Origin of the sequence: Pseudomonas sp. FSL R10-1350 (genome assembly GCF_009600525.1) — a bacterium.
In the GTDB taxonomy this organism is placed as follows: Bacteria; Pseudomonadota; Gammaproteobacteria; order Pseudomonadales; family Pseudomonadaceae; genus Aquipseudomonas; species Aquipseudomonas helleri.
Window position 1 is genome coordinate 46,970 of record NZ_WIVR01000021.1, and the last position, 21,529, is coordinate 68,498.

Sequence of the window (21,529 nt, forward strand, 5' to 3'; positions counted from 1 at the left end):
TCAATCGAACAACGCGACTTGGACATCGCGTTGGCCTTTGAAGGGGTTGCGGCCATGGGCAACAGCAATGTTATCGATCAACAGCATGTCACCGCTGCGCCAGGGGAAAGCGATCTCCTGCGCCTCAAGCGCGTCGTAGATCGGCGCGATGTCAGCCTCCGGGATCGGCGTACCGTCGCCCAGCCGCACATCGTAAGGGCGGGCCGGTTTGTCCTGATAGGCGTGCTGGATGTAGGCGTAACCCGGTTTGCCGAGGGAGCGGGCATTGTTGTGCTGGGTCGACAGTTGATTGAACCAGATGGACTCGCCCGTCTGCGGATGTTTCAAGACGGCGTCACCGGTATGCGACACCGTGATGCTGCCATCTTCGAGCCACTGGTAATCGAGGTGTGTCTCGCGGCACAGCTGTTCCACCCGCTGCGGATCATCGGTCAGGAATGCTTCATCCCAGGGCCGGTGGTATTCGCGCATATGGGTGTTGCGCGGTTCATTCTCGGGCGTGCTGGGTGCCCGGAAGTTGCGCACATACTGAATGCGCGCGGCGCTGAGGCGTTCGATCAAGGGCGCTGGCAAGCGGCGGGTAACGGCACGCATGTCACACAGAATGGTTTCGCCGCCTTCTACCGAGGGCTGTTTGCAAAAGAAGGCGAGTTTCAGTGGGTAGTGCGCCATGTAGGCCTTTTCTTGATGCAGGCCGATTTTCAGGGTGGGCGGGATACGGGTCGATTCGTAGACTCTGCCCTCAATGTTCTTGCGTGGCGTGGCGCCGCCGATATAACCGAACGCGTGCTCAGGATAGTTTTGCGCAATCACCTGGAAGTCCGCGTTTTCGCGCAAGGCAAAACCACGGAACAACAGGCAGCCGAACTCCAGCAGCAGGCTGTCAAAGACCGCCCGGTGCTGGCGATACCACGTCGCAAACGCTTCGCTGTCAGTGCTTAGCGTGTTGTCTACAGGCGTTATGACCAGCGGCATGGGCCCGTGTGACAGGAACCCACACTGCACCTGCGAGCTGCCCAGCATTGCCTGAAAGTGCTCAACCCGATCTGTACGTTGATCCATAGCCTTGTCCCCGGCGAGTTGCGTATCAAGCCAACAAAGGCTTTTTAATGAGGATTTCGAAACCCAGTGCGCCCATGCCCGAACGGGGGCTGGTCACCACTGTGCAATGCTCCAGGCCCGCCTCGATAACCAACTCGCGCGCTTCTTGCAGGGTGACTTTTTCTTCGACGTGGGTCGGTGGATACCCCACCGAAGCGCGCATTTGAGTGAATTTTTCCAGCAACTCCGGGGCTACGTCGCGGCGCATGTCGTGCACCAGACCGACGCCGCCGGGCTGCAGTACGCGGTACATCTCGGTCAGGCTTTTCACCTTGTCCGGCAAGTGATGCAAGGTGGCGCGGCTGACCGCCATGGTCAGGCTGTTGTCCGCGAAGGGCAGGTCCAGGGCGTCGCCCACCTTGAGCTCGATGGTGTCGCTCAGGCCGAGCGCTTCGATGCGCGGTCGGCCACCCTCGAGCATGGTTTCGTCCAGATCCAGGCCGATGAAATGCCAGCCTTTTAATACCGGATCGGCCGCCAGCCGTACCGGCACCACGACGGTGGCCGTGCCGATATCGACCAGGGCGCCGGGCGGCAGGTCGCGGGCAATCTGGCGAATGCGGGTAACAAACATTACGTCCCAGGGTTCCAGGGCTTGCGAGGCAAAGCGGTCGTATTCGTCGGCAGGTCGCAGGTTTTTCAATAACATTTTTAAGCTCCAGCAGTAGAGGGCGTTAAAAGAGGTTTCGGCGTTGGCATAGCAAGGGCGGTGTGCGTCTGGCTGTCTTACAGCCACCCCACTGGAACGGTGGCCAACAACGTGCGGGCGGCTTTGCTGCCGACCCCGAAAGCAGGACGATCACGCCGTTCGATGGCATGCGCGACCATGGCCGTCACCCGGCCACAGAGCCCCAGTCCGACACCCCAGCGGGCTTGCGTCACGCCGAGATCAAGCAGGGCGGCGGCGGTGATGAAATCAATGTTCGGACGCAGGCCTTTACGCTCCAGGACGTGGGCACACACGACGTCGAAAACCTCCAGGTAGCGCCCCCCGAATCCCCATTCTGCAAACAGGGCTCTGAGATGCGGCGGTCGTGGGTCCTGCACGAACAGCGGATGGCCGAAACCAAACAGCAGGTTGCCGGGTTGATCCAGCGCGTGGTCGACCGCCTGGCGTATGTCCGCAGGGCTGGCTTGCGCACTGATGGTTTTGAGCCAGGTCATCGCTTCTTCGGCTGCGCCGACATGGTTAGGCCCGCTGGCCATGAACCCGGCCGCCACGGCTTGCGCAATGCTGACACCGGTGCCGATGGCGGTACGGGGTACCAGCACCGTTGGCGTGATGTAGCCGAACCCGGCGTGCCAGGCCACCAGCAGGGCGTCGATGACACGAATGGACAGGGCGTCGATGCGCGTCGCGCCCATGGCAGCCAGCACGGCCTCGGCGTGTTGGATCGGTGCTGCGCCGTGGGCGGCATAACCGAGCGCCGCGTGTAGAAAGTGCGGTGTTGAGGCAATGCTGACCAGGCCCTGGATAAAGTCCGCATGCGTGGGCAAACCGCGCGCGCTCGCTTCGATCAGGGCGATATTTTCCAGCGTTGCCAAATCGCCGAGCAGGCCACAGGCTGCTGCCTGAACGATGCCGGCACCGCTGGCGGCCACGGCTTCGATGCCACGCCGATAGGCGGGCTCCTGCGACAAGTGGCTGGCAATGCGGACCAGGACCGCGTCAATGGCCTGGCTCTGCGTGGTGGACGGCAGGTTGCCAAACCATGCCAGCCATAGCGCCGTGGGGAAGTCGACGCTGCCGATCAGGTCATTGAGGTTGCGACCCCTGACCCACAGGCCTTCATTGGGCTCAAGTGTGGCGCCGTCGATGTTGGTGCCGCGATACAGCGTGCGCGGTCCGCCAAACAGGCTCTGCGCCGGTGCGGGAGTGGGCGTGTCGGCCTGGACCAACTCATCCAGCGTAATGCTGCCGTGGGCGACCAACAGGTTTTCTATGGCGTGGGCGTGCTGCGTCACAGTCGGCAGAATGTTGGCGAAAAAATACTGGGCGGTCTTGACCTTGCCACGGTAAAAAGCCGCTTCTTCAGCGCTTTGTGGCTGGCGTAACTGACGCTCTGCCAGGCAGGCCGATTCCAGCAAGACCCAGGCGCTGGCGGTGAGGCCGAGCATTTCCAGGAAACGCGTATAAAACTGGCTGGTTTCGTGTGTGCGACCGGCACGCACGTGCTCATTGATCCATGAGAGCGCCTGCTCAACGGCGACCATGGCGTTTTCCAGCAGCGGGAATTGGCCTTGTAGCTCAGTACCGGCCCCCAGTGTGCTGTTCAAGAAGGCATCCAGCTCTTCGCGCAGAAACTTGATCAGGCGTGAGTTCCTGCCAAAACCCAGCTTGTCGCGCACCAGGTCCTGGGACTGGATGTAGTTGGTACCTTCCCAGATCGACAGGATTTTCACGTCGCGGGCATTTTGCTCCACAGGGTAAGCATCGGTGTAGCCGATGCCGCCATGCACCTGGATCGCCAGCTCGCAGATTTTCCAGGCCTGGTCCGAGACGAAAGCCTTGCAGATCGGCGTGAACAGCAGCACCAGTTTGCGGAATTTTTCGACCTGAGCTTCGTCCAGTACCGGCTCGGCTTCCAGGGCAAACGCCTGGGTCGACGCGCCGGTCAATTTGCCGAGCAGCCCACGGCAGCCTTCTACCCGAGCCTTCATTTCCAGCAGCATGCGCTGCACGTCGGCGTGTTCGATGATGGGCACAGCAGGGGCGCTGGCATCGGACGTGCGGCTGATGGCTCGCCCTTGCAGCCGTTTGCCGGCGAAATCGGCTGAGTGCAGATAGGCGCTGGAAGCCAGACCCAGACCAATAATCGCCGTGCTCATACGCGCCTGGTTCATCAAGGGCACCAGTTGCAGCAACCCGGCATTCTTGCGATCGCCCAGCAGAACAGCGCGGGTGGTGCCGCTTCGACCAAACACCAGCTGGGTATTGGCGCAGCCCTTCAAGCCCATTTTGCGCAGCAAGGACGTGCACTCGACATGGTTGTCTTCCAGCTCTCCCGTTTCCGGGTTAGGCCAGAAGCGCGGCACTAGCAGGCAAGACAGCGAGTAGGAGGTCGAGGTGGTGGTATTAATGCGGCCCAAGACAAAGTAAACGGTGTTTTCGGTCAGCGTATGCATGCCCGCCGAGATGTAGACCTTTTCGCCGCTGACCGCATATTCGCCGTTTTCAAGAGGTTTTGCGACGGTGGTGACAGCCGTCAGGTCGCTTCCCGCCTGCTGCTCGGTGGCACAGAAGCACGCGTCCCAGTCGTAGTGCTGAAGCTTGCGCAGGTACGTTGCTTTTTGCGCTGCGGTACCATGCAGCTTCAACAGTTTGATGGCCGGGAAATTGAAGCCGCCGTAGGTCATGAACGCCGGATTGGCGCCCATGAACATTTCCTGGATGGCTTGCCGGATCAGCGGTGGCAAGGCCGGTTGCTGGGATTCGCTGTCGTTGCCCAGTACCTGAATCCACTCATCCTTATAACGTTGCCAAAGCCCGTGGAACTCTTTGGGGATTTCGACTGTGCCGTTTTCCAGCAAGCGGCACTCCTGCCGGTCGGAGGCTTGATAGGCTTTGCCCAACTCATAGGCGAACGCTCTGGCGCGCTCCAGTAAGGCATCGTAGTAGGCACGGTTCTTGTCGTTGAACGGCGCCCGAGCGAGAAAATTCTGGTCGGTTTTATGCAGTTCCCACAAAAAAAAGCGAAGCTCACGCAGGCTGACTTTATAAGCAGACATAGGTTTTCCTGATTAATAAGCGGTGTGTATCTGGGGTCAGGCGCCAGCCTGGATCTCGGCCACAATGGCCCCGGCAGTGCCGCACAAGGCTGCATCCCACAGCAAGACGGTGGCTGTTTTACCGGGGGGGAGGCTGGCACGCAGGCGCATGAGCGACAGCAAGGGCGCCGCGCTCGAGTGATGAGGCCGGGCACCGAATTCGAAATGCCGGTTTTGCGCAATGCCCAGTTCACGGCTGACGCCCAGAGTAAAGCTGTCGCCGAACCCTGACGGCAGCACCCAATCGATATCGCTGGCATTCAGGCCAGCCCGCTCGATCGCCGTTTGCGCAGCGCTCACCGCCAGCGGATGCAGGCGTTCGGCAAGGGCGGCGGGTGTCAGCCCCCAAGGGTTATCGATGGCTGCGCCATAGTGCATCGCCGAGGCGCGGATCGACCCCCAGCCTGGCCCGGCCTCACCGTCGCCATCGAGCAAGATGGCCGCTGCACTGTCGCCGTACACCACCAGATCACCCCAGGCGCGAAAGAAGGGGTAAAGCCACTTATCGGACGCCACCAACAGCACTTTGCCGCCCAGGCTGACCAGCGCCTCGATCATGCTCAGAGCGTTGAATACCCCCGCCGTCCCCGCTTGGCCGATGGCGAAAGGCAAGGCTTTGGGCAAACCCAGTGCATGCTGGATACGGCCTGCGACCGATTCATTGATGCGTTGGTTAAGGGCGGCATTGGTCACCACAATGTGGCTCACCTGTGCCAGCGTTTCGGCCGGAATCTGTTCACGCAACAGCGCGACGGCTTCCAGCGCCAGGTCGGCGCCGCTTTGCACAGGGGGCGCTACCGGCAGTTCGATGCTCGCCGTGGGAAGCAGCCGAAGCGTTTCTTCGGCGTCGATCCTGCCCTTGCCGCGTGGCATGGAAAAGACCGCTGACTTGTACAACAAATGGCCATAGCCGATGTTTTTTTCCCGGGCTTGCACCGCCTGGAACGGGGTCGTGTCGGGAACGTGAGAAGCGATAGCGCGAATTCGAAGCATGGTGCTATTCCGTGACCGTAAGTGAGGTAGAGAAAAACTCGGAAAACTGCTGCTTCAACTGCTTTCGGTCGATCTTGCCGTTCGGGTTGCGCGGTAAAGGCGAGTCATGGAAGGACACATGCAGCGGCACCATGTAGGTCGGCAGTTTTTCCCTGCACAGCTTGATCAATGCCTGGGCGGTGGTCTGAATGTGCGGGTGGGCGAACAGGCTGATGATGATGGCTTCGCCCTGTTGCGGATGCGGTACACCAAACGCTGCTGCCTCGGCCACGTCATCCACGGCAAACAGAACTTCTTCGACTTCGGTGGGGCTGACGCGATAGCCGGAGGTCTTGATCATGTCGTCGCTGCGCGCAACGAAATACAGAAAGCCGTCGCTGTCGCGGTAGACGATATCGCCCGACCAGACCGCTGTTTCGGTGCGTGAAATCTGCGAGTCCGGGCGTGGCCAAGGACGAAAGCGCTGAGCGGTCAGCTCGGGGTCATTCCAGTACCCGAGCGTGACAAATGCCCCGCGGTGCACCAATTCGCCATGTTCACCCGCCGCACATTCGGTGCCGTCCGGGCGCATCACACGGATATCAGCGTTGGGCACTGCCTTGCCGATGGAGTCGGGCCGTGTGGCGGCGGCTTCCGGTGGCAGGTAGGTCGAGCGGAAAGCCTCGGTCAAGCCGTACATCAGGTAGGGCAGCGCATCGGGGAATGCGCTTTTGAGTTTTTCCAGCAAAGGCGGTGGCATATGCCCGCCGGTATTGGCAAAGCAGCGAAGGCGTGCGCCGGTAGGCTGCGGCCACTGTACTGAGGCCAGTTGCATCCAGAGCGGCGGCACTCCGGTAATCACGGTGACGCCATGGGCTTCGCAGAACGTCGGCACTTCGCTCGCTTGCAGGAAGTCCAGCGGCGCGTAGCAGGCTGCGCTGGCCAGTGCCGTGGTCAGTTGGCTGAGCCCGGCATCGAAGCTCAGCGGCAATATGCCCAGGATCACGTCATCGGCCCGCAAGCTCAGATAGTGAGCGACGCTATGGGCGCCAGACACCAGGTTACGCTGCGACAGCACCACACCTTTGGGCCGTCCGGTTGAACCGGAGGTATACAAAATGGCCGCAGGGTCACTGTCGGTGACGGCGCTGTGTGCGTCAGCAAGCGCGGCATCGGTCGGCGTGTCCGGGTGATCGGGTTGCAGTCTTTCCAGCGGCCAGGCATCGATTTCGATGTCCTTGACCATCGCCTCGATACGTCTGAGGCGTGGGCCCGTACTGACGAGCAAGCGCGCACCGCTGTCCAGCAGGATATGGCGCACCTGTTGCTCTTTGAGCTGCGGATTGATGGGCACCAGGATCGCACCCCGGGCATTGATCGCCAGGAACATGACCACGGTTTCGTACTGCTTGCCCGCATACACCGCGACGCGTTCGCCCGCTTGCACGCCGCTATCGGCCAGCCTCTTTGTCGTCAGGCGCACGTCTTGCAGCAGTTCTGAATAAGTCGCCATCATTGCGCCCTGCGCGAACGCTCGGCGGTCGCCATGGTGGTGGGCGCTGTCTTTCAACAGGTCGTACAAACTGATGTGGGCGGTCATGGTGACGTCCCTAGGATTGGTGGATATAGGTGTGTGCGGGACTCTGCGAGAGAAATGCGCTGACGCTGTACGTCTGGTTGTAGGCGCCGCAGTTCTCGAAGATCACCAGATCGCCCACGCTTGGCGGCGCCGAAGCGTCATGGCTCCAGCCGATCACGTCGGCGCGGCTGCAAGTGCTGCCCACGAACTGGATCGGCAACGTGGGCGCATCAACCGGCGCCTGCTGGCGCCGCAGCAGACGCGGCTGCGCGTACTGCTTCAACATGGATTCAGTTTTGGCCAGCAAGAAGTTGTGGCTCAGGCCACCGTCGCAGACAGCAACGTAGCGCTCACCCAAGGCTTTGATTGAACGCACACGGGTCACGAAAGTGCCTGCACCCGCGAAGACGCCGCGCCCTGACTCATGGACGACCTTGAAGTTTTTTTGCAGCGGCGCAATACGCTGGCGATACGCGTCAAACGTCTGCGCCTGGCTAGGGAAGTGCTCGGAGAAACCGCCCCCGACGTTAAGAAACTCAACCGGCATGCCGGTAATGTGTGCGACCTGCGGCGCAAAGGCCGCGAGTGCGTGGGCCAGGGCGGCAGCATCGGAACCCTTGTCATCGATGTGAAAACTGTTGGAGCCCGCAAACGTATGGAGGCCGACGACGGGCACGTTGGCCTGGGTCAATGCAGTCGTCGTCAGCAAGGCGTCGTGGCGGCTCATGCCGAAATGGTCCGCCGGGTGTTTGCCCGAGCTGACCAACTGGCCCGCGTTCAGGCGCAATACCGTGTGCGGCGCGGCCTGTTTACCGATGACGCGAATCAGTCGCTGCGCCTGCTCCAGGCTGTCGATAATGAACGTGCAGCGTGAAGCCAGGGCCGCGCGCATGAAATCTTCATCCATGGACGGGTTGTTCACGTATTTGGGGGCGTTGATGCGGCCCGCCACAATATCGAGTTCGCCCAGGCTGGCCAGCTCCACACCGTCGATGAACGCGTGGCCGCAACGGATCAACAGATCCAGGTTGGGGTTGGCCTTGAGTGACACAATCAACGGCGTACCCAACCGTTCGCGTAAATCCGCGTAACGGGCCATTACGACAGTAGGGTCCAGCACATAGCACGGCGTTTTAAGACTCAGCAGCCATTGATCGGTCGCTGCTGCTGCGTCGTCCCGAACCGGCGGGGAGGCGTGAGTGGTTGTCATGTCAATTCACCGGATGAAGGGTCAAGGCCGAAAATGAACCGTTGTCCGATTCCGTGATGTTCATCAGGTGTGCCCCGGCATCGACCTTGCTCAAGCCCCTGTCGGCCAGGTTGATCGCCAGGTCCGAACCAAAGGAGTGACCTTTGTTCAGAATGTTGTCGGTATAGAGCGTGGTGGCGGGAATCGCCATGGCACCACAGAAGGCGTTCCAGCCAGAGTGGTTGGAGTTGTAAGGCAGAATGCAGGTGAAATCGCGGAGCGCTATGCCACAGTCGGCCACGGCTTCCATCATGACTTTGCGGGTGTAGTGCCACTCCAGATTGAACATGGCCTGCTTCACCGCGTTGTTGGTCACGGAGCCCAGATACCAGCTGCCATAATTGCGCACGGCCGTCGCGCCGACCCGGTTACGGCGGCTGTTACGGGTCACCAGCAAGCACCCCGCGCCATCACTTAAAATGCTCGCCTGCAACACTCGGTAACGCTCAATGAAGACGCGGTCGGACGAGACGATCAGCACCGAGTGCAATTGGCTGTGCACCTTCATCAATGCCTGGGCCATCTGAATGGCGACGCTGATCGAGGAGCAATTGAGTTGTGCGATCGACCCGGCCCACACAGGGTTTATGCCGAATGCCGTGGCCACTTCCAGCGGCAGGCTGCGTGGCGCTGGCGGTACGCTGAACAGCCCGGTATGCACGTGAATCACCGCCCCGATGTCGCTGCCTTTAAAGCCTTGCTCGTCTTGCAGGCGAGCGACTGCGCGCTTGGCCAGCTCGACCTCGTCGATGTCCGGTGACACATGGAAGTAACGGCAGCCCGCATTGCGGATCATGTCAAAGCGCTCGGCGGGCAACTTATGCTGCTGAGCCCAGTCATGGAGGTCCTGGCGTTCGCCGGGCAGTTCGTAAGCGGCGGCGTCAATACCGATGGTGAAGGGGGCGGGGCTGTGTGTTGCCGCAGTAGTTGGGGGCGTCATGACTGTCTTCCTTGTTAAGCCGGCATCGGCATGGCGGCGTAGTCCAGCACTCTGAGCTTTTCAAAGGCATCGCTCACACGGGGCGTCAGCAAGCCCATTTCGCGGATGGTCGGTACCAGCCGCCGGAAAATGGAACGGCGCATGGAGTTGGCCACTTCCGAACTCCTCACCAGGTGGCTGCACTCTCTTTTGGATAAGCCCATCGGCTCCCATATGTCGTCGGCGCACAGGTGCTCGTACAAGGTGTAAGCCCCTTCCACCACAAACTCTTCGCGTTCCTTGCGTTCGGTGCTGCTCATTTCTTTGTACACACTGCCCAGGGTGATACGGCCAATGGCGAAGTGGCGCGCTTCATCGCGCTGGATACGCGTCATCAGGTCTTTGATGAAAGGGTCCTTGGTGTAGGCGACCATGCTTTGAAACAGTGACAGCGCAATGCCCTCCACCAGCACTTGCATGCCCAAATTGGTCATGTCGAGTTTGTTGGTGGTTATGGTCTCTTCCAGCAGGCCTTTGAGCGCCTTGCTCATGGGGTAGCTGATGGGCAGCTTGCTATTGACCAAGCGACCAAAGGCTTCGATATGACGGGCTTCATCGATGATTTGCCCGGCGGCGCAGAGTCGGGCCGAGAGGCTTTCTTCAGCCACCGCCAGCTTCGATGCGCAGATCAGGGCCGCCTGTTCACCGTGCAGCACCTGCGACAGTGTCCAGCCTTGGGAGTGATGGCGAATTTCGGCACGGTTTTGTTCATTCATTTTGTTCCAGACATCGGTGCCGTAGATCAGCAACGTGCCGTCCGGCATGCCCAGAGGGTTGTCCGGGTTGAGCTCGTAGCTCCAGTCGATGTCGGTATTGACATCCCACTGGTTGGCCTTGGTCTTCTGATACAGCGCATTCAAGCTGTCATCGCTGAAATCGTAGGTCTGCGACATGAACGCATCGACTGAGAAATTCCACTTGATCGGCTGGCCATCATCGAGTGTCTGTTCGTGCTCTGTTTGCATGATCACCCCTGTACGTGCGTGCGTTTCGATTGAGATGTGGTGAACGGCTCATGCACAGGTGATGGGTGCACCTGCGCTGTTAAGTAGCCCAGTTCGGGTAAGAACCACTCGGAGATGGCTGGCGTTGGTGCGGTATTCCAGGCAGCGATGTGCAGGCGGTTATCGCCGCCGTCCCACAGGTCGCGCCGAATCTGTTCGGCGCTGATCCAGACCACCGGTGTCGGTAGCTGGCGTGCCCAGAACAAGGCTTCATTGCTTAAGTGGGCGCCCAGCGTTACGCGTGGATCGAGCAGGTTCTTTGGCAACGCAAGGTCGATGGACGGCATGCGTACCTGCGCCAGGATCAGCGTTTGTTCGCCGCAGCTGTCCCAAATGTGGCGGGCCAGCGTCGACAGAAGTGTGTAGTACTGCTGGTTGTTGACCAGCACCGGCGTGGGGTTGTCGTGTGCGTACACGCTCCGGCGTGCATAGTCGTGGGTTTCGAACAGTGGCAGGTTGCGAGCCGAACAGGGGATCGCCCGGTTGTGATCCGGATTGCGCTGCAACAGCAGCGAACAGGTGTGTGCGCTGTTCACATTTCACCTTCCAGTGCAAAGTGCAGATCGGGCGCGAGCGTTATCTGGGCAATCGAGAAATAGCCGTTCATTGCCAGCGAAGACACGATGCAGTCGCTGCCGGGGTGCGCGGAGCCTGCGCCCAGCTCGGCCAGTAGGGAAAGCCAGGGGTCGCTGCCGAAGGAATGACCGAATCGCTGATAATGGTCGGCGTGCACGCAAGCCGTGTCGAAACACTTGAACAGGGCGCGGCGCGACATCTCGGGAAAAAACGGTACCGCGACGCCTAAGCCAGGCCGGCTTTCGGTGAAACTGCGCAGGCTTCGCCCTAATTGCAGCAGGGCATTAGCCTGGCTTGCAGTGCCGATGAGCAGCATGTTGTTGGGCTCTGGCATCACATCAATCACTAACGTGCAGATGCCAAAACCGGATTTGCCCCAACGGTTGTTGCCTAGCCAGTAAGTAAAATTGTGGATATCCGTATCAACAATCTGCAGCAACAGCCTGCGACGACCGTTGAACTGAGCCTTGCCCTGGATATACCGCAGGATGAAACCCCAGCCCGTGCATTCATAGGCGTTGGTGACCCAGTCAGGGCGGCGCCCGTAACGGCTGGCGAGCGCCTCCTGGAAATAGCCTGCATGGGGCGAGCCGTCAGCCAAAAACTGCGACAACACGGTAGAGCTCACCACGTAATCGTCGATGGGGCCTGCGTTACTTGCATAACGGCAAGCCTCATCGCCGACGCGCTGCCCAAGCGCCAACGCCGCATCCTCCAGGCTGACCTGGGGCGACACAAAAGGCGTTTCGGTGCGCCGGTAAGCCACCGTATGGACCCTGAAAGCCGGAACGGTGCCAAGCGACGGCGTTGATGCAAAGGGCGGCGAGTTCGACATGGTGAGCTTCTGGTATGAGGGTGGCTGGCGATCAGGCGACTTGTTGCTGCTGCAACTGGCTGTCGATTTGCTCCAGGGTGGTGTACTGCGTGATGTTGAGTTGCTCAGGATCAATGGATCCGTAGAGCTGTTCGCAATAGACGATCAGCTCAACCACGTTGAGTGAATCGATACCCAGTTCACCCAGGCCGACATGGGTGTCGACGGATTCGATATTGAGAATCTTGGCGGCTTCCTTTTTCAGAAGTTCCAGCGTGTTGAGGGTGTCAGTCGTCGTTGTCATAGGTGCTTCTCCTGGGGGTACAGCGGGTTAAATTGACTCGGGTTCAGGCTTGGCCACGCGCATGCTTGCGCGCAATTCGTGATAACAGCGGTAAGAGCTGCCTTCCATTTTGGTAAACGCCAACAGGTCACGCTGGTCGAGAAAACTCGCCACGGCGCCGCGGCTGACCAGATGCAAAAGCAGTTCATTGGAGGCGAGTTTCAGTGCCAGCACGCGGTGCACGTCTTCGCTCTCGTAGCGGTCGGCGAGCGTCTTGGTGCGGGCGGCAGCGGCGATGAAATCGCGTGACGCGCGCTCATCCGGCGTGAGTTCGAGGCGCCCTTGGCTTGCCAGCCATTCCAGATGGGCCATCAGTGCGCGCACCAGAAAAGGCCGTACCGTCGTCAGGTATTTATTGAGTACCGCAGGCCCGCCCACTTTCAGGCGGTCTTCCTGGGCAACCTGCACCGTGCCCTTGACGTTCCCCAACTGCACGACATCGCCCAGAAAGGGCTCGCCGCAGAGCGTTCGCTTGAGGGTCTTGTATTGCTCGGGCCAGACCAGGAAGGCCGACGGGAAAAACGAGCCAGGCGTGCGGGCGGCAACGATTGCCATGCCATCAAGGTTGGCGTACATGCCCCAGACCTTGTCGATGTGCAGTTTGAAACCATCCCCTTCCGGCTGGGCGACCGTGCGCCAGCTCGTGAGGGTAGGGCCGCCGGCATCACTCATCAGGAAGCGCAGGGCGCTGCCGGCATCAATGCTGGCGCGTGCCCGTTCGTATTGATCCGGTGTCAGAAACAGCGAAAACAAATGGGCGAAGTTCTGCATGAAGGATCGGTAGTGCAACGCCAGACCGTCTTGCTCAATGCGCTCCAGAATAGTTTCCAGATCATGGGTCGGCTGCGACAGGGCCACCGAGGGCCGGTTTAATTGTTCGGCAGCCTCATAGTTGTGCATCGTCTGCGAAATCAACATGTCTGAATCTATCAGTCGCACTGAGGCGCGCGAAATAATCTGGATCAACTGAGCAGGAAGTTCGCCATAGAGGGATAAGCGGTGAAGAACCGGTTGCGCACACACATTCAATAATGAATGGCGTGACGAACCCGTCTCCCCACCTTGCATCAAAGTGTGCATAGTGAGTGATCCAGTAATTTAAAGGTGCAGTGCGTCAGCGTGTCGATGTCACAGCGTTGCTTGTGCGTTAACTAATAAGTTGCGCTGTCTCGGTTTTATCTATGTTGTCCAACGCCAGTTGGAGATAAATACTGCGGCACTCCAGGCGCTTAAGTTTGTTGCTGGTGGTGCGTGGCAAACTTCCGGGCGGGACGAATGCAATGGCGTGAGCACCAAATCCAAACTTGTCGCGCAATTGGTTTTGAAGTTGACTGCGCAGTTCTATTTGATCCTGTTTCGCATCAAGCTCGATCAGAATCGCCAAACTCTCGGTTCTTTGTGTTTCGTCGTAGATACCGAAAGCCGCTATTGCATTGCCACCGCTGGCCAGTAAAGGGTGTGAGGCAATAACGTCTTCAATTTCATGCGGGAAATAATTACTGCCCCGGATAATGATGAGTTCTTTCTTGCGGCCAAGGACAAACACGTGTTCATCCACTCGATAACCGATATCACCGGTCGCAAACCAGTCGCCGCTTTGGTACTGCTCGGTCTGGCCTTCGGCGGGCAAATAGCCGGACATGACTGACGTACCGCGTATAAAGATTTCGCCGACTTCACGGTCCTTGGCGTCAGAACGGTCCAGGGCCTTCACGGCAACCTGCATACCCTCAATCGGGCGCCCCATCGACAGCACGGTTTCTACCCTGCGAGTGTTGGCGTCGGCGCGGCGAGCCTGCCAATGGTCGATCACCGCGCCGGAGTCGATACGGTCAGCAATGACGTAGGAGAGCGCCTGCTTGTCATAATTAAAGTTCGTGTTATGCATGGTCACTGCCAGGGTCGATTCCGCCATGCCGTAACACGGTTGCAGCGCAGAACGTGAAAGACCGTGCGGTGCAAAAGTCTGTGCAAACTCCTTCAGGCAGGCTTCATCCACTCTTTCGGCGCCGACAAAGATATTGCGCAACTTGCTCAGGTCGACGTCTTTCATTGACGCTTCGCGGTAACGGCGAATGCAATACTGCAGGGCGAACGTCGGCGCAGCCGTGGTGGTTGCGCCAAAACTGGACATGCGCTTGAGCCAGCCAAGCGGGTTGCGAATAAAACTGGCCGGTTGCATCAATAGCAGGGGCGCCTGGTAATACACGTTCGACAAGAGCGTCACCAGGCCCATGTCGTGATGCAGCGGCAGCCAGGACGCAGAGGCGTCGCCGCGCTCAACACTGTAACCCACCACGCCGCCGATACCGCGCACATTGGAGATGACATTCTGATGGCTGAGGATGGCGGCCTTGGGGCGACCGGTCGAGCCCGAGGTCAGTTGCACATGATGGCCGCTGTCTGCCTGGCAGCGCTCCACACGCACTGGAAACCCTGCACTGGCAGCGAGCTTCACCTCTTCGCTCGAGAACACCCGTACAGGCAGGTGGGCAAGCAAGCTCTGGAGTGCGGGGGTGTTGCTCTCGGATGCGATCAGCAAGCGTGGTGCAAACAACTGACAGGCCACGTAGATCTGGTTGCGCGGGGAGTCGGCCATCAGCCTTCCGGGTAGCGCTACCGTGCAAGGCAAAGCGCCAATCAAAACGCACCCGGTCAGTAACACCAATTGATCGATGGAAGCCGGCAGGGCAAGGATAACCAAATCATTACGAACAACCCCCAGTTCAGTCAGGGCTGAAGAGACTGCCAACGCTTGTTGTGCCAACGCCGCATAGGAAATGCTTTTTTCTTCCCCGTTCTCTTCTATAACCGTAATGTGGCGCAGTGCACTTTGCTGTGGGTTATCCAGGGCGCACAAAATAGCATCGATCATTGTTTCCAATTTCCGATCTCCGGGCAGTCAGACAAACAAGGCTATTAAATAGTGAAAGTGCAGTGTGGTACTCGAATGAGGGTTCAAGCCTGTAATGCCCTATTCGAATGACTCTAATAGATGAAATTATGTTTGTAAATATGTCATGAAAATTTTCATTTACGTAAACATGGGTGTGTGCACTGCGTTGTTGCTTTGTTTTGATGTGGGGCTGTAGTTGTTTAATCGTCTAAACATTGGGTGTGCCATATAGGGTGTTTTGTATTTAAACGGCCTGCGCAGGTGTTCCCTTTTTGTAAGGGATGTCTGATCTTAACTGTGCGTATTGTCTTGATAAAGTTGTTGGGTTTATGCGGTTTAAACTTGTTTTAAAGTTGTCGTTTATTGGCTCTTGTGCGGAGTTCTAATAAGAGTGATGCCCTTCACATATTGAGAGCTTGATTCACTGTTAGCTACGTATGAAGTTTCTGGTGTCTGATCTTCTGGTTACACATTTTGTCTGGCCGTGTATTTTATGGCGGTCACTTCAGGCAGCCCCCGGTCGATGATTGCTGGCGCCAGAGGTGGCATTGACTACGCTGTAGGTGATCGAAAACACAGACGTGCCCTGTATCGAACCTGATCATTTGGTACGGTGGGTCTATCAAGGATGTGCATGGGGCCCCGGGTTTGTCCAAATTCAAAACAGTTTTTGTGTTCCTCATCCTGTTGCTGTCAGGCAACGGCATGCTTCAAGCGGCACCCACCCTGGCCTCGGTAATCAAAGCCGAAGAGACCGACGGCAAACCGCCGGTACTGGTCGATGGCGGGCTGCTCGGAGTGTTGGGTTCCAGCATTGATGATGTGCAAGACCAGTTGGGGCTGAGCAAGCATTTGCTGGATATCTGGCGCTTGCGTGCTGAGCGGGCAGCCCATGAAGCCGGGGTGCTGGCCGACAAGGTGGTCGAGCAGCCTGATAAGAATGGAGTGGGCGACTTTTTCGTGTTGCTGGTCATCTGGTCTGGTGTTTTTGCCGGGCTGATGCTGGCGGGCAAACTGCTGGTGCGGTCTTTGAACAACACTCGCATCGTGCAAGCGCGTCCGCGCCTGCAAAGGCTGCTGCGCGCCGGAGTGCCGTATTTGCTGCCTGCGGTGCTGTCGTTGGTCGTCATTGTGTTCGGCAGTCACTTGCTGCCCAGCTCAATTGGCCGTGCTCTGGCAGTCTGTTTGACCTATGCCGGCAGCAGCGGGGTGTTTTGTGCGGCGCTGGTGATGTCATTGATCGCGATGCTCGATGCCGGACACAAACGGCCCGCCGTGCAGATTATTCGTCAGCACTGCGTGCGTCCGTTGTTCGCGATGGGGTTCTTTGCCGCGTTGAGTGACGGGATGGACACCCCGCAGGTCGGGCTCACGCTGGGTGCCAATGTCGCCAGTTGTCTCTCTATATTCTCGGGGTTGGTCGCGTGCGCCGTCTTTGCTTATCTGGCGATTAAGTTGCGTCGTCCAGTGGGGCAACTGATTCGCAATCGAGCGCTGGCGCAGCGCTTGGGGCAGCCTGCATTCCAGGAGTCGCTGCGGATTTTCTCGGTGCTCTGGTATTGGCCCATTCTGCTCATGCTGCTGGTCTCGGCGCTGGACCTGGTGGGCGTCGGCGAGGGCAGCGGGCGGGCGCTGCGCAGTGCATTGCTGACTTCAGGTTTGCTGATTGCAACGGTGTTTCTGGGCTCGCTTTTGCACCACTCATTCACCACACTCCTGCGCTCCAACGGCGCCTACCGGGTGCGTTTGATGATGGTGGTGTATGTGCTGTTGCGCATTCTGCTGGCCGTGGCCTTCATCGAATTACTCGCGCAGATCTGGGGGTTCTCTGTGTTGGCGTTTGCCTCCGATAGCCACACGGGGCAAGTGATCAGTGACTCGCTTGGGCACATCCTGCTGATTTTTCTGGTCACCTGGCTGGCCTGGGTGGTGATGGATACCGCCATTCAGCAAGTTCTGGAGCCTCCGGTCACACGGCGCGGCACTCACGCACCGAGCACCCGCATCAGAACCATCCTGCCGTTGATCCGCAATGCGATAAAAGTGGTGCTGGCGGTGATCTTCACCATCACCACCCTGGCCAACCTGGGCGTGAACGTGACCCCGTTTCTGGCGGGCGCGGGGGTGATCGGCCTGGCGATCGGTTTTGGCTCCCAGCAACTGGTGCAAGACGTCATCACCGGGCTGTTCATCCTCATCGAAGACACCATCTCGGTGGGCGATTGGGTCGAGATCGACTCCAACCACGCCGGCACGGTCGAAGGGCTGACTATCCGTACCTTGAGGCTGCGCGATTCACGTGGTTATGTGCACTCGGTGCCCTTCGGTCAGATCAAGGCGGTGATCAACCATTCGCGGCAATTTGCCTACGCGTATTTCGCCGTCCAGTTCACCTATGACAGCGATATGGATAAAGCATCGGACTTGATCAGCGAGGCAGGGCGGCAGATCAGCGACGACCCGTTGCTCAGCCTCAGTTTGCAGGGGGCGATGAGCGTGTACGGGATCGACAGCATGAACCTCGACGGGGTCACGATTACCGCGCAGTTCAGAACCATTTCCGGTGCGCAGGGCTCTATTACGCGGGCATTCAATGAGCGGCTGAAAAAGCTTGTGGATAATTCAGCCGATGTACATTTTGCACAACATTATCCACAGGGCTTTTTGATACCTGCGCGTGACACCGGGCAAACCGCTCAAGCGGCAGCCGAACCGCCGCGTTCTGCGCTTTTGTTGCCTGATATGCCGCCTTCATCACAGTGATGGCAAATAACCAGCTGCGCAGTTTGTCAGTGACGACACGCACAGAAACCCGCAAAATGCTGGGGTCTTGATCATGGCCAACAGCTTCCACGGTTGGTTTTCTGGTATATATCACCGTTCTGAATAGACTGAGCCTGCACACTCTATGCGAATGCGCCTTATGTTATTGGGCGGCGGAAATGCTCTCGGGCAGGCGCTGATTCGTCTGGGTGCCGAGGAAGACATCAATTTCCTCGCCCCGCGTCCGCCGCAAGACGGCTGGGACGCCGCGAGCCTGACGCAGCTGCTGGACGAGACCCGTCCGGATGCCGTCATCAACCTTGCGTACTACTTCGACTGGTTTCAGGCGCGGAGCGTGAGCGAAACACGCCTTGCCGACCAGGAACGGGCGGTCGAGCGGCTCTCTGAGTTGTGCCAGCACCACGGCATCACCTTGCTTCAGCCCTCCAGCTACCGAGTGTTTGACGGATCGCGGGCCACGGCCTACAGCGAAAAAGACGAACCCGTCCCGCTCGGCCTGCGCGGTCAGGCATTGTGGCGTATTGAACAAAGCGTGCGTGCCATCTGCCCGCAACATGTTCTGCTGCGTTTCGGCTGGTTGCTCGATGACAGCTCCGAAGGCAGTCTGGGCCGGTTTTTGGCTCAGGCAGAAAAGCCCGGCGAATTGTTCAAGGCCGATGATCGACGCGGCAACCCGACACCGGTCGATGACGCTGCCCGGGTCATCATCTCGGTGCTCAAACAACTCGATTGCGCGGCGCCGCTGTGGGGCACTTACCACTACGCCGGGCATGAGGCCACAACGTCGCTGGCGCTGGGCCAGGCCATCCTGGATGAAGCGCGTCACTTGCACCCGCTGGCCGTCCAGGCGCCAACCCCGCAGGCACACGCTGCATGCCCTGATGCCTCTGAAGAGCCGCAGCATGCAGTACTGGCCTGTAAAAAAATCCTTCACACCTTCGGGATCAAACCTCGCGCCTGGCGTGCAGGGCTCCCAGCTTTACTGGACAGGTTTTATCGACATGGCTGACGCTCCCGTTTTAATCACCGGCGGTGCCGGCTTTATCGGCTCCAATCTGGTAGACGGCTTGCTGGCCAAAGGTTATGCCGTGCGGATCCTCGACGACCTGTCGACGGGCAAGCGCAGCAACTTGCCTCTGGATAACCCCAAGGTCGAACTCATCGAAGGCAACGTCGCCGACGCGGCACTGGTCAAACGCGCCATGGCCGGTTGCAGCGCAGTCGTGCACCTGGCCGCGGTGGCCTCGGTGCAGGCCTCGGTAGACGACCCGGTGAGCACTCACCAAAGCAACTTTGTCGGCACGCTCAATGTGTGCGAAGCCATGCGCGAAGCGGGCGTCAAACGTGTGGTGTTTGCCTCCAGCGCTGCGGTCTATGGCAACAACGGTGAGGGCGAGTCGATTGTTGAAGACACGCCTAAAGCGCCGCTGACCCCTTATGCTTCGGACAAGCTGGCCAGTGAGTACTATCTGGACTTCTATCGCCGCCAGCACGGGCTGGAGCCGGTGGTTTTCCGCTTCTTCAACGTCTACGGGCCGCGCCAGGATCCATCCTCGCCGTACTCGGGGGTGATCAGCATTTTCAGCGAACGCGCTGTAAATCGCCTGCCAATCACCATCTTTGGCGATGGCGAGCAAACCCGAGACTTCATCTACGTGGGCGATCTGGTCGGCATTCTGGTGCAGGCCATTGAAGCGCCACAGGTTGAAGAGGGCGCCATCAACGTGGGCCTGAACAAAGCCACCACCCTCAAGCAAATGCTCGAAGCTTTGAGCGAAGTAGTCGGCGAACTGCCACCGATCAGCTACGGCCCGGCCCGACCGGGTGATATCCGTCACTCGCGTGCGAACAACAGTCGCTTGCTGCAGCGCTTCACCCTCGATGACACCACACCGATGAACATCGGTCTGACCCACTTGCTGGGGCGTTAACAACCCGAGTAACACTTCAACACCTTGTGGGAGCGGGCTTGCTCGCGATGGAAGCGACGCGGTTTTACAGAAAACCGCATCGTCTGCATCGCTGGCAAGCCAGGCTCCCACAGGTTTTGAAGTGCACCTTAAAAGGCGCTTTTTTCTTGCCGCTTGAAGCTAGAGGCTTTTAGCCAAGCGCTGCGCGCTTAAAACTTATAACCCAGGCCGACCATGTACACGAAAGGATCAACATCGACGTTGACCTTGGCGCGGGTGCCATCGCCTACGGCGCTGTTGTTGACGTAGGCGTGCGTGTCGATATCGATGTAACGCGCCTGGGCGTTGATCATGATGTTGTCGGTCAGCATGTAGTCAGCACCGATCTGCCAGGCCACGCCCCACGAGTTGGATGCGCGGAAGTTGTCGAAACCTTCAGCCGATGCGCGGCTGCCCACGTGCTCGTCGTAGATCCAGGTGTAGTTGATACCGGCACCCACGTACGGTTGGAACACTGACTTGGAGTCCAGCGGGTAGTACACAACGCTCAGGGTTGGCGGCAAGTGCTTGAGGGTACCCAGCTTGCCGTTGGCTTGTGGCAGGCCAGTGTTTTTGAGTTTCACGTCATGCTCAAACGGCGTCGCGGCCAACAGTTCGATACCCACGTGATCGGTGATCATGTAGGCAAAGTTAAGACCCAGTTGCGTGTCGCTGCTCATGGTCGCCTTGCCGCCCAGATCGGTCCCGCCCAACGAGCCGCGGTCCACTTTGACGTGGGAGCTATCGGCTTTCGGGTTTACCGTAATGGCACCGGCGCGCAGGATGATGTCACCCTCAGAATGCGCGTGGGCCAACGGTGCGACAACGGCAAGCGCAAGCGCGGCGGCGCTAAGCAGGGACTTTTGCATGGGAGCTCCATTGGGATATTTAAAATTTATATAACCAATGGTAATGAGCAGCCGGGCCCGTTCTGTTGACCCAGCTCAATGAAAAGTGAAGACGTGAAAATTTCGTGAACGGCTGCCGGGTTAGTCCGGCAGTTCGTAGACCACGATCTTTTGTGCATCCATCTGATAGCCCGCGTCAGCCAGGTCGCTGGTGCTGGGCTTGACCTGCAGTGCACCGACGATCCAGTACGGTTGATACAACTCGTCGACCTGAACCCCGACTTTACTGGTCACATGCACGATCTGGTTGGACGGCGGAGGCGGCACGTGGATGCACGCGCCAAAGTACGGCACCAGCAGAAACTCCGTGGTACGCCCCTCTTCATTGACTTCCAGCGGCACGATGTACCCCGGCAGGCGAATCAGTTGGCCATCGAGTTGCGTGACCACGGGGGCGTTGGGCAAGTCCTGCTTGGCCGCCGGAGCGGCCTCCATGTCGCCCATTTGCGACAGGTCATGCAGCGGCGTCATGTTAGGCACTTCTGGCGGCGCGTCTGGCGGAATCATCTCTGACCACGTCAGCTCTTTCGGCTCGGCCGCCCACAAGGGCGTGCACACCCAGAGAAACAGCGCCAGCAGCACACCAGACTTCGCAGCTTTTTTCATT

At 59.0% G+C, this 21,529-nt stretch carries 18 protein-coding genes; 3 read left to right on the plus strand and 15 right to left on the minus strand.

What is annotated here, in order from left to right; genetic code table 11:
- From GHO25_RS12020 to GHO25_RS12080, 13 genes are all read right to left on the minus strand, one after another.
- A complete protein-coding gene (locus tag GHO25_RS12020) occupies positions 1-1,062 on the minus strand; it encodes a TauD/TfdA family dioxygenase (protein WP_048373905.1) in 1,062 nt (353 codons plus the stop codon).
- Between the two features lie 25 nt (positions 1,063-1,087).
- A complete protein-coding gene (locus GHO25_RS12025; protein ID WP_048373904.1) occupies positions 1,088-1,750 on the minus strand; it encodes a class I SAM-dependent methyltransferase in 663 nt (220 codons plus the stop codon).
- Between the two features lie 77 nt (positions 1,751-1,827).
- A complete protein-coding gene (locus GHO25_RS26320) occupies positions 1,828-4,830 on the minus strand; it encodes a citrate/2-methylcitrate synthase (RefSeq protein WP_082148815.1) in 3,003 nt (1,000 codons plus the stop codon).
- 36 nt (positions 4,831-4,866) lie between these two features.
- On the minus strand, positions 4,867-5,862 hold the full coding sequence (locus GHO25_RS12035; RefSeq protein ID WP_048373903.1) for a hypothetical protein: 996 nt from the start codon (positions 5,860-5,862) through the stop codon (positions 4,867-4,869).
- Between the two features lie 4 nt (positions 5,863-5,866).
- Positions 5,867-7,441, minus strand: a complete 1,575-nt coding sequence (locus tag GHO25_RS12040; protein ID WP_048373901.1) for an acyl-CoA ligase (AMP-forming), exosortase A system-associated — start codon at positions 7,439-7,441, stop codon at positions 5,867-5,869.
- 10 nt (positions 7,442-7,451) lie between these two features.
- Positions 7,452-8,630, minus strand: coding sequence for a pyridoxal-dependent decarboxylase (locus GHO25_RS12045; protein WP_082148814.1), 1,179 nt, complete (start codon positions 8,628-8,630; stop codon positions 7,452-7,454).
- Position 8,631: 1 nt separating this feature from the next.
- Positions 8,632-9,609 (minus strand): hypothetical protein, encoded by a 978-nt coding sequence (locus GHO25_RS12050; protein WP_048373897.1) that lies wholly within the window; start codon positions 9,607-9,609, stop codon positions 8,632-8,634.
- A gap of 14 nt (positions 9,610-9,623) precedes the next feature.
- Positions 9,624-10,613 carry a ferritin-like domain-containing protein gene (locus GHO25_RS12055; protein WP_048388963.1) on the minus strand — a complete coding sequence of 330 codons (990 nt, stop codon included), beginning with the start codon at positions 10,611-10,613 and terminating at the stop codon, positions 9,624-9,626.
- Positions 10,614-10,615: 2 nt separating this feature from the next.
- Complete coding sequence (locus GHO25_RS12060; protein ID WP_153390856.1) at positions 10,616-11,188, minus strand: hypothetical protein; 573 nt, start codon at positions 11,186-11,188, stop codon at positions 10,616-10,618.
- Positions 11,185-12,063 (minus strand): hypothetical protein, encoded by an 879-nt coding sequence (locus GHO25_RS12065; RefSeq protein WP_153390857.1) that lies wholly within the window; start codon positions 12,061-12,063, stop codon positions 11,185-11,187. The genes GHO25_RS12060 and GHO25_RS12065 overlap by 4 nt, the downstream gene beginning before the upstream one ends.
- A gap of 31 nt (positions 12,064-12,094) precedes the next feature.
- Positions 12,095-12,346: an acyl carrier protein gene (locus tag GHO25_RS12070; RefSeq protein WP_048373891.1), complete on the minus strand. Its 252-nt coding sequence runs from the start codon at positions 12,344-12,346 to the stop codon at positions 12,095-12,097.
- Positions 12,347-12,373: 27 nt separating this feature from the next.
- Complete coding sequence (locus GHO25_RS12075; protein WP_218581074.1) at positions 12,374-13,303, minus strand: hypothetical protein; 930 nt, start codon at positions 13,301-13,303, stop codon at positions 12,374-12,376.
- Positions 13,304-13,532: 229 nt separating this feature from the next.
- The gene (locus GHO25_RS12080; protein WP_153390864.1) at positions 13,533-15,260 is read right to left on the minus strand and encodes an AMP-binding protein; all 1,728 of its coding nucleotides are present in this window, start codon (positions 15,258-15,260) and stop codon (positions 13,533-13,535) included.
- A 669-nt stretch (positions 15,261-15,929) separates the two neighbouring features.
- On the opposite strand from GHO25_RS12080, the gene GHO25_RS12085 reads away from it, so the two are divergent.
- The 3 genes from GHO25_RS12085 to GHO25_RS12095 all read left to right on the plus strand — a co-directional run bounded on the left by GHO25_RS12085 (position 15,930) and on the right by GHO25_RS12095 (position 19,996).
- Positions 15,930-18,044 (plus strand): mechanosensitive ion channel family protein, encoded by a 2,115-nt coding sequence (locus GHO25_RS12085; protein WP_228392681.1) that lies wholly within the window; start codon positions 15,930-15,932, stop codon positions 18,042-18,044.
- Between the two features lie 145 nt (positions 18,045-18,189).
- The gene (locus GHO25_RS12090) at positions 18,190-19,074 is read left to right on the plus strand and encodes a sugar nucleotide-binding protein (RefSeq protein WP_153390859.1); all 885 of its coding nucleotides are present in this window, start codon (positions 18,190-18,192) and stop codon (positions 19,072-19,074) included.
- Positions 19,067-19,996, plus strand: a complete 930-nt coding sequence (locus tag GHO25_RS12095) for an NAD-dependent epimerase/dehydratase family protein (protein ID WP_153390860.1) — start codon at positions 19,067-19,069, stop codon at positions 19,994-19,996. Before GHO25_RS12090 ends, GHO25_RS12095 begins: the two co-directional genes overlap by 8 nt.
- Positions 19,997-20,184: 188 nt before the next feature.
- On the opposite strand, the gene GHO25_RS12100 is transcribed toward GHO25_RS12095, so the two are convergent.
- Positions 20,185-20,883 (minus strand): OmpW family protein, encoded by a 699-nt coding sequence (locus GHO25_RS12100; protein ID WP_048373882.1) that lies wholly within the window; start codon positions 20,881-20,883, stop codon positions 20,185-20,187.
- A 120-nt stretch (positions 20,884-21,003) separates the two neighbouring features.
- Positions 21,004-21,528, minus strand: a complete 525-nt coding sequence (locus tag GHO25_RS12105; RefSeq protein ID WP_153390861.1) for a DUF3299 domain-containing protein — start codon at positions 21,526-21,528, stop codon at positions 21,004-21,006.
- Position 21,529 lies beyond the last annotated feature (1 nt).

Excerpts from the sequence above, each read along its gene's own strand:
- GHO25_RS12020 (WP_048373905.1), bottom strand. The coding sequence starts at position 1,062 with ATGGATCAACGTACAGATCGGGTTGAGCACTTTCAGGCAATGCTGGGC.
- GHO25_RS12025 (WP_048373904.1), bottom strand. The coding sequence starts at position 1,750 with ATGTTATTGAAAAACCTGCGACCTGCCGACGAATACGACCGCTTTGCC.
- GHO25_RS26320 (WP_082148815.1), bottom strand. The coding sequence starts at position 4,830 with ATGTCTGCTTATAAAGTCAGCCTGCGTGAGCTTCGCTTTTTTTTGTGG.
- GHO25_RS12035 (WP_048373903.1), bottom strand. The coding sequence starts at position 5,862 with ATGCTTCGAATTCGCGCTATCGCTTCTCACGTTCCCGACACGACCCCG.
- GHO25_RS12040 (WP_048373901.1), bottom strand. The coding sequence starts at position 7,441 with ATGACCGCCCACATCAGTTTGTACGACCTGTTGAAAGACAGCGCCCAC.
- GHO25_RS12045 (WP_082148814.1), bottom strand. The coding sequence starts at position 8,630 with ATGACAACCACTCACGCCTCCCCGCCGGTTCGGGACGACGCAGCAGCA.
- GHO25_RS12050 (WP_048373897.1), bottom strand. The coding sequence starts at position 9,609 with ATGACGCCCCCAACTACTGCGGCAACACACAGCCCCGCCCCCTTCACC.
- GHO25_RS12055 (WP_048388963.1), bottom strand. The coding sequence starts at position 10,613 with ATGCAAACAGAGCACGAACAGACACTCGATGATGGCCAGCCGATCAAG.
- GHO25_RS12065 (WP_153390857.1), bottom strand. The coding sequence starts at position 12,063 with ATGTCGAACTCGCCGCCCTTTGCATCAACGCCGTCGCTTGGCACCGTT.
- GHO25_RS12070 (WP_048373891.1), bottom strand. The coding sequence starts at position 12,346 with ATGACAACGACGACTGACACCCTCAACACGCTGGAACTTCTGAAAAAG.
- GHO25_RS12075 (WP_218581074.1), bottom strand. The coding sequence starts at position 13,303 with ATGTTGATTTCGCAGACGATGCACAACTATGAGGCTGCCGAACAATTA.
- GHO25_RS12080 (WP_153390864.1), bottom strand. The coding sequence starts at position 15,260 with ATGATCGATGCTATTTTGTGCGCCCTGGATAACCCACAGCAAAGTGCA.
- GHO25_RS12090 (WP_153390859.1), top strand. The coding sequence starts at position 18,190 with ATGCGAATGCGCCTTATGTTATTGGGCGGCGGAAATGCTCTCGGGCAG.
- GHO25_RS12095 (WP_153390860.1), top strand. The coding sequence starts at position 19,067 with ATGGCTGACGCTCCCGTTTTAATCACCGGCGGTGCCGGCTTTATCGGC.
- GHO25_RS12100 (WP_048373882.1), bottom strand. The coding sequence starts at position 20,883 with ATGCAAAAGTCCCTGCTTAGCGCCGCCGCGCTTGCGCTTGCCGTTGTC.
- GHO25_RS12105 (WP_153390861.1), bottom strand. The coding sequence starts at position 21,528 with ATGAAAAAAGCTGCGAAGTCTGGTGTGCTGCTGGCGCTGTTTCTCTGG.